We start from the raw sequence: 6,899 nt of genomic DNA on the forward strand, positions 1-6,899 counted from the left end.
GGCAACGCTATGACATGAAGGATCAAGGAGGTCCGTCATGCGCTTTGCCCCACCCCGGCTCAACCCGGCCGGCCTCTGGCGCCGGGTTCCGCCCGCGATCTTTCCGCCGCTGCTGGGCGCGCTGGGGCTTGCCCTGGCCTGGCGCGGGGCGACGGCGCGCTTCGGCCTGCCGCCGGGGCTATCGGGGATGATGGTGGGCATGGCGGTCGCGGGTTGGGGCTTTGCGATCCTCGCCTATGGCAGCAAGTTGATGCGCCGCCCCAGCGTGCTGGTCGAGGAATTGCGCGTCCTGCCCGGCCGCGCCGGCATCGCGGCGGCGCTGGTCGGCATCTATGTCGCGGCGCAGCTGCTTGCCCCCTTTGCGCCGGCCTTGGCCCAGGGGGTGCTGGTCGCCGGCATGGCGGCGCAGCTGGCCTTCTGGGCGGTGGCGATCCCGGTCATGGCCCGCACGCCGGGGCAGGGGCGGGTGACGCCGGTCTGGCAGCTGACCTTCGTCGGCCCCATCGTCGCCGCGCAGGCGGCCGCCGGCTTCGGCTGGACGGCGCTGGCCCAGGCGCTGTGGTGGCCGATGGCGGCGACGGCCGGCTTCGTCTGGGCCGCCAGCCTGTATCAGGCGCTGACCGAGCGGCTGCCGGCGCCCCTGCGCCCGCTGCTGATGATCCACCTGGCCCCCATCGCCATGCTGGGCAATGTCGCCGCCGCGCTTGCCTGGCAGCAGGTGGCGCTGGTCCTGGCCTGGGCCGCGGCCGCGGCGCTGGTCCTGGCCGCCCTGCGCCTGCGCTGGCTGGTCGAGGCGGGGTTCTCGCCGCTCTGGGGTGCCTTCACCTTTCCGCTGGCGGCGACGGCGGGGTTGTGGACCGCGGTCTCGGGCTTTGCGCCGGGCTGGGCGCTGCCGGCGCAGATCCTGCTGGTCGCGGCCAGCCTGGTGGTGCTGCCGATCCTGTTCCGGGTCTGGCGTGCCTGGGCCAGCGGCGGGCTGGCGATGAAAACCAACGCGGCCATCGCCTGACGGGCTGGACAATCCGGCCGGCGCGTGAAATGGGAAACTGCCAAACGAACCCCTGACAAGGATGCTCCCATGCAGATTCGTGAGGCTTTGACCTTCGACGATGTTCTCCTCGTTCCTGCGGCGTCCTCGGTGATGCCCTCGACCGCCGACGTGACGACCTATGTCACCAAGCAGATCCGCATGAACATTCCGCTGCTCTCCAGCGCCATGGATACCGTCACCGAAAGCCGTATGGCCATCGCCATGGCACAGGCCGGCGGCATCGGCGTGATCCACCGCAACCTGACCGCCGAGCAGCAGGCCGACGAGGTCCGCCGGGTCAAGCGTTTCGAATCGGGTATCGTCTACGACCCGATCACCCTGACCCCGGACCAGACCATCGCCGACGCCAAGGCCCTGCAGGAACGCTACAACGTCACCGGCTTTCCGGTGGTGGACGCGGCCGGCCGCGTGGTCGGCATCATCACCAACCGCGACATGCGCTTTGCCAACAGCGACGACATGCCGGTGCGGGCGGTGATGACGGCCGAGAACCTTGCCATCCTGCGCGAGCCCGCCGACCGGGCCGAGGCCATCGACCTGATGAAGGCGCGCCGGATCGAGAAGCTGCTGATCACCAATGCCGAGGGCAAGCTGACCGGCCTGCTGACGCTGAAGGATACCGAGAAATCAGTGCTGAACCCCCTGGCCTGCAAGGACGAGTTGGGCCGGCTGCGCGTCGCCGCCGCCTCGACCGTGGGCGACGAGGGCTATGAGCGCAGCCTGGCGCTGATCGAGGCGGGCGTGGACCTGGTGGTGATCGACACCGCGCATGGCCATTCCGAGGGCGTGGCCCGCGCCGTTTCCCGCATCAAGGCGCATTCGAACGCGGTGCAGGTCATCGCCGGCAACGTGGCGACGGCCGAGGCCGCCCGCGCGCTGGTCGATGCCGGCGCCGATGCGATCAAGGTCGGCATCGGGCCCGGATCGATCTGCACCACCCGCATCGTCGCGGGCGTGGGTGTGCCGCAGCTGACCGCGATCATGGATGCGGCGCGCGGCGCCGGCGACGTTCCGGTCATCGCCGATGGCGGCATCAAGTTTTCGGGCGATTTCGCCAAGGCCATCGCGGCGGGGGCGTCCTGCGCCATGGTCGGCTCGGCCATCGCCGGCACCGACGAAAGCCCCGGCGAGGTGATCCTGTACCAGGGCCGCAGCTTCAAATCCTATCGCGGCATGGGCTCGCTGGGTGCCATGGCGCGGGGTTCGGCCGACCGCTATTTCCAGAAGGACGCGGCCAGCGACAAGCTGGTCCCCGAGGGGATCGAGGGCCAGGTGCCCTACAAGGGCTCGGCCGCCGCGGTGATCCACCAGCTTGTCGGCGGCCTGCGCGCCGCCATGGGCTATACCGGCAACGCCACCGTGGCCGAGATGCGCGGCGGCTGCCAGTTCGTGCGCATCACCGGCGCCGGGCTGAAGGAAAGCCACGTCCACGACGTGCAGATCACCCGCGAAAGCCCGAACTACCGGCTGGGCTGATCCGGCCTGCGGCGGGGCCGGCCACGGGCCCCGCTTACCGAATCTTAACCGCCCTGCGCTAGAGACGGCCAGAGAGTCCTTGTCTGTGGCCGTTTCATGTTCCGTCTTGTTGCAATCCTATATGCTCTGGCGCTGGTCCTGGCGCCTATCCGCGCGCTGGCGCTGCCCTCGGCCGAGGTTTGCGAATGGGCCGCGCAGCAGGCGGCCGCGGAAAGCGGGGTGCCCGCCGACATCCTGGCTGCGCTGACCCTGACCGAGACCGGGCGCCGGCTGGACGGGATCGTGCGCCCCTGGGCCTGGAGCGCCAATGCCGAGGGCGAGGGCACCTGGTTCGACGATCCCGCCAGCGCCGTCGCCTTTGCCCAGGATCGGCTGTCCCAGGGGCGCACCAATCTCGACATCGGCTGCTTCCAGCTGAACTATCGCTGGCACGGCGGGCATTTCTCGTCGGTGGCGCAGATGTTCGATCCGCTGGAAAATGCCCGCTATGCCGCCCGCTTCCTGCGCCAGCTGCATGACGAGACCGGTGATTGGCGGCAGGCGGCGGGGGCGTTCCATTCCCGCACCCCGGCCCATGCGCAGCGCTACCTGGCCCGTTTCGATACGCTGCTTCAGATGCTGCGCGAACAGGGATATGCGGGCCTGGCGGTTTCGCCCGAGACCTATAACAGCTTCGCCGCGATCGGCACCGCCCGACGCAGCCGGCTGCGCGAGCGGGTGATGCTGCTGGGCGCACCCCTCGGCAGCGATGTGACGGGGCGGCCCGGTTCGCTGGCGGTGCTGGCCGCGGGACGCTCGCCGCTGGCGGCTGGGGGTGAACCGATGATCTCGATCCGTCTGGCAGGGGCTGAAGGCGAAAGGGCTTCGCTCTGGCGGCCGGGGATGCTGGCCGGACGGGATTGACAAAGCCCGGTCGGCGGCTTTTCTGGACGCCATCCGCCATCCGCCATCCGCCATCCGCCATCCGCCATCCGCCATCCGCCATCCGCCATCCGCCATCCGCCGCGCCTGGGACGCTGCCTGACATGACGCCCGCCGCCCGTGCCGCCGCGGCCATCGCCATCCTCGACCGCATCCTCGACGGGCAGGCCGCCGAGGCGGCGCTGATCCGCTGGGCGCGCGCCAGCCGCTTTGCCGGCTCGGGCGACCGCGCGGCGGTGCGGGATCTGGTCTTCGACGCCTTGCGCCGGCTGCGGTCGCGTGCTGCCCTGGGCGGGGCGCTGTCCGGGCGCGGGCTGCTGCTTGGCATGTGCCGCGAAGAGGGGCTCGACCCGGAGGCGCTTTTCACCGGCGAGGGCCATGCGCCGCCGCCGCTTTCGGATACCGAGCGCGCCGCGGGACGCGCGCCGATGCCGGACGAGGCGCTGGACCTGCCCGGCTGGCTCTTGCCGCTGTGGCGCCAGGCGCTTGGCCCGGATGCCGAGGCGGTGGCGCTGGCCATGCGCGACCGTGCGCCGGTCTGGCTGCGGGTCAACCTGCGCCGCGCCGATCCTGCCCGCGCCGCCGCCGCGCTGGCCGGTGAGGGCATCGTGACCGTGCCCCATCCCGATCTGCCCACCGCGCTGCGCATCGCCGAAGGCGCCCGGCGCTTGGCCCCCAGCCGCGCCTATCGCGAAGGGCTGGTCGAATTGCAGGATCTGTCGCCGCAGATGGCCTGCGCGGCGCTGCCGGCGCGGGGCAGCGTGCTGGATTTCTGCGCCGGCGGCGGCGGCAAGGCGCTGGCGCTGGCGGCGCGGGGCGCGAGCCCGGTGGTCGCGCATGACATCGACTTGGCGCGCATGGCCGATCTGCCGGCGCGCGCCGAACGGGCGGGGGTGCGCATCCGTCTGGCGGCGCCAGGCCAGGTGGCGGGCCGCTTTGACACGGTCGTCGCGGACGTACCCTGTTCGGGCAGCGGAACCTGGCGGCGCAGCCCGGATGCCAAATGGCGCCTGACCCGCGACGATCTGGATCGGCTTGCAAGCCGGCAGGCCCTGATCCTGGAGCAGGCGGCGGGTTTCGTTGCCGAGGGCGGGCACCTTGCCTATATGACCTGCTCGGTTTTGGCCGCCGAAAACGACGAACAGGTGCAGGGTTTTCTGGCCCGCGATCCCCGGTTCGAGCAGATCCTGGCGCGGCATTTTTCCCCGCTTTCCGCCTCGGACGGCTTTTATCTGGCCCTGATGCGCCGCCGTTAACCCTCTGTTAACGCGCATGCGCTATGCAGCGGAAAAAGGCGGGTCGCGAGGGCTTGGATGAATTCGGAACGGGCGGAATCCCTGCGGGCGGCGCAAATCGTGCTGCCTTTCCTGACGCTGCCTGCGGTGGTCGGGGCGCTTTGGCTGGCCTTGCAGCCCCGGCAGGCCGCGGGGGGCGCGACCTTCCTGGCGGTGGGGGCGGCAGTGACCGCCTGGTATCTGCTGGGTGGGGCCATCTCGGTCCGTCATCTCTGGCGCGGGCTGGCGGTGCGGCGCGATCTGAACCAGGTGCTGCCCACCCTGCGGGACCATGAACTGCCGGCCTTTGCCGTCGGTCCGGACGGCCTGGTTCTGGCGCAGAGCCAGGCGGGGCTGGACCGGCTCGGCGACCTGGTCGGCCGGCATGTGCAGGATGCGCTGGGCCGGCGCCATGCCGATCCGAAGACGCTTTGGAACGATCTGGGCCTTGGCCTGGCGCGCAGCGGCAAGGTGCGTGCCGACCTGGGCGATGCTGGGCAATATCTGGTGACGCGGCGGGCGGGTTCGACCATCCAGCTGTGGCAGGCGACCGCGCCCGAACGCCCGGCGCAGCCCGCCGCACCGCCGCCGCGGGCAGACGGGGACGATTTCGACCTGCTTCCCGTCTCACTGCTGATCCTCGATCCGGCGGCCAATGTCGTGCGCGCCAATACCGCCGCCTGCGAGCTGCTGGGCGGGCCGGTTCTGGGCCAGAACCTGGCCGCATTGCTGGACGGGCTCGGGCGCGATCTGGCGGGCTGGATCTCGGATGTCAGCGCCGGCCGCACGGTCGGCGGCAGCGAGGTGCTGCATGTCAGGGCCGAGGGCCCAGACCGTTTCGTGCAGCTGTCGCTGACGCGCGGCCGGGACGAACATGTGACCGCCGTGCTTTCCGATGCCAGCGCGCTCAAGACGCTCGAGGCGCAATTCGTGCAAAGCCAGAAGATGCAGGCCATCGGCCAGCTCGCCGGCGGCATTGCCCATGACTTCAACAACCTGCTGACCGCGATCACCGGGCATTGCGACCTGCTGATGCTGCGCCACGACAAGGCCGATCCCGATTATGCCGACCTGGACCAGATCAGCCAGAACGCGAACCGGGCGGCGGCGCTGGTCCGGCAACTTCTGGCGTTTTCGCGCAAGCAGACGCTCAAGCCGCAGATCATGGATCTGCGCGACACGCTTTCGGAGCTGACGCATCTGCTCAACCGGCTGGTGGGCGAACGGATCGTGCTGACCTTCGACCACGACCCGGCCCTGCGGATGATCCATGCCGACCGCCGCCAGCTGGAGCAGGTGATCATGAACCTGGTGGTGAATGCCCGCGATGCCATGCCCGAGGGCGGCGACATCGCCATCTGCACCGACAATCTCCGGCTGGAGGCCAGGACCGAATTCGGCCGCGCCACCCTGCCGGCCGGGGACTACGTCCGCGTTCAGGTCCGCGACCAAGGCTGCGGCATTGCCCCCGACGATCTGGCCAAGATCTTCGAGCCTTTCTTCACCACCAAGCGCACGGGCGAGGGGACCGGGCTTGGCCTGTCCACCGCCTATGGCATCGTGAAGCAGACCGGCGGCTATATCTTCTGCGACAGCACGCCGGGCGAGGGCAGCTGCTTTTCCCTGTTCTTCCCGGCCCATGACCGAGGCATCCCCGAAGAGATGCCGGCCCCGGCCGCCGGTCCGATTCGCGCGCGCCGCGAGGTCGAGGCGACGGTGCTGCTGGTCGAGGACGAGGCGCCGGTGCGCGCCTTTGCCAGCCGGGCGCTGAAGCTGCAGGGCTTCGAGGTGCTCGAGGCCGCCTGCGCCGAAGATGCCCTGTCGCTGCTGGCCGACCGGCGGCTTGTGGTCGATGTTTTCGTGACCGACGTGGTGATGCCGGGCATGGACGGCCCGGCCTGGGTGCGCACCGCGCTGCGCGACCGGCCCGGCACGAAGGTCATCTTCATGTCGGGCTATGCCGAGGACATCTTTTCCGAGGGGCGACCGCCCGTGCCGGATGCGGCCTTCCTGGCGAAGCCGTTCTCGCTTTCGGATCTGACCGCGCTGGTCACGCGGCAATTGGAGGGCGGCGCCTAGCGCGGATTCGACTTAGTCCGGGTCATATCCGGCGGGCTCGAAGTAGTTCCGGCATTCCTCGGGGGTGAAGGCGGATAGACAGTCGGCGACGGCTGACC

Annotated in this window: 5 protein-coding genes; all 5 read left to right on the top strand. The window is 70.3% G+C overall.

Features of this window, described 5'->3' with window-relative positions:
• Positions 1–37: 37 nt before the first annotated feature.
• The 5 genes from ACDP63_RS05600 (at position 38) to ACDP63_RS05620 (ending at position 6,801) form a co-directional block, all read left to right on the top strand.
• Positions 38–1,009 carry a hypothetical protein gene (locus ACDP63_RS05600; RefSeq protein ID WP_024842888.1) on the top strand — a complete coding sequence of 324 codons (972 nt, stop codon included), beginning with the start codon at positions 38–40 and terminating at the stop codon, positions 1,007–1,009.
• A gap of 69 nt (positions 1,010–1,078) precedes the next feature.
• Positions 1,079–2,527: an IMP dehydrogenase gene (gene guaB / locus ACDP63_RS05605; RefSeq protein ID WP_024842887.1), complete on the top strand. Its 1,449-nt coding sequence runs from the start codon at positions 1,079–1,081 to the stop codon at positions 2,525–2,527.
• Positions 2,528–2,623: 96 nt separating this feature from the next.
• The gene (locus ACDP63_RS05610; RefSeq protein ID WP_024842886.1) at positions 2,624–3,430 is read left to right on the top strand and encodes a hypothetical protein; all 807 of its coding nucleotides are present in this window, start codon (positions 2,624–2,626) and stop codon (positions 3,428–3,430) included.
• A 122-nt stretch (positions 3,431–3,552) separates the two neighbouring features.
• The gene (locus tag ACDP63_RS05615; protein ID WP_024846194.1) at positions 3,553–4,704 is read left to right on the top strand and encodes an RsmB/NOP family class I SAM-dependent RNA methyltransferase; all 1,152 of its coding nucleotides are present in this window, start codon (positions 3,553–3,555) and stop codon (positions 4,702–4,704) included.
• A 57-nt stretch (positions 4,705–4,761) separates the two neighbouring features.
• Positions 4,762–6,801: a PAS domain-containing hybrid sensor histidine kinase/response regulator gene (locus tag ACDP63_RS05620; protein WP_024846195.1), complete on the top strand. Its 2,040-nt coding sequence runs from the start codon at positions 4,762–4,764 to the stop codon at positions 6,799–6,801.
• The last annotated feature ends 98 nt before the right edge of the window (positions 6,802–6,899 follow it).

The sequence above is a fragment of the Paracoccus sp. P2 genome, assembly GCF_046335115.1.
Classification (GTDB): Bacteria; Pseudomonadota; Alphaproteobacteria; order Rhodobacterales; family Rhodobacteraceae; genus Paracoccus; species Paracoccus pantotrophus.

Bases quoted from the DNA above. Each gene is read 5' to 3' on its own strand.
- ACDP63_RS05600 (WP_024842888.1), top strand. From the start codon at position 38: ATGCGCTTTGCCCCACCCCGGCTCAACCCGGCCGGCCTCTGGCGCCGG.
- guaB (WP_024842887.1), top strand. From the start codon at position 1,079: ATGCAGATTCGTGAGGCTTTGACCTTCGACGATGTTCTCCTCGTTCCT.
- ACDP63_RS05610 (WP_024842886.1), top strand. From the start codon at position 2,624: ATGTTCCGTCTTGTTGCAATCCTATATGCTCTGGCGCTGGTCCTGGCG.
- ACDP63_RS05615 (WP_024846194.1), top strand. From the start codon at position 3,553: ATGACGCCCGCCGCCCGTGCCGCCGCGGCCATCGCCATCCTCGACCGC.
- ACDP63_RS05620 (WP_024846195.1), top strand. From the start codon at position 4,762: ATGAATTCGGAACGGGCGGAATCCCTGCGGGCGGCGCAAATCGTGCTG.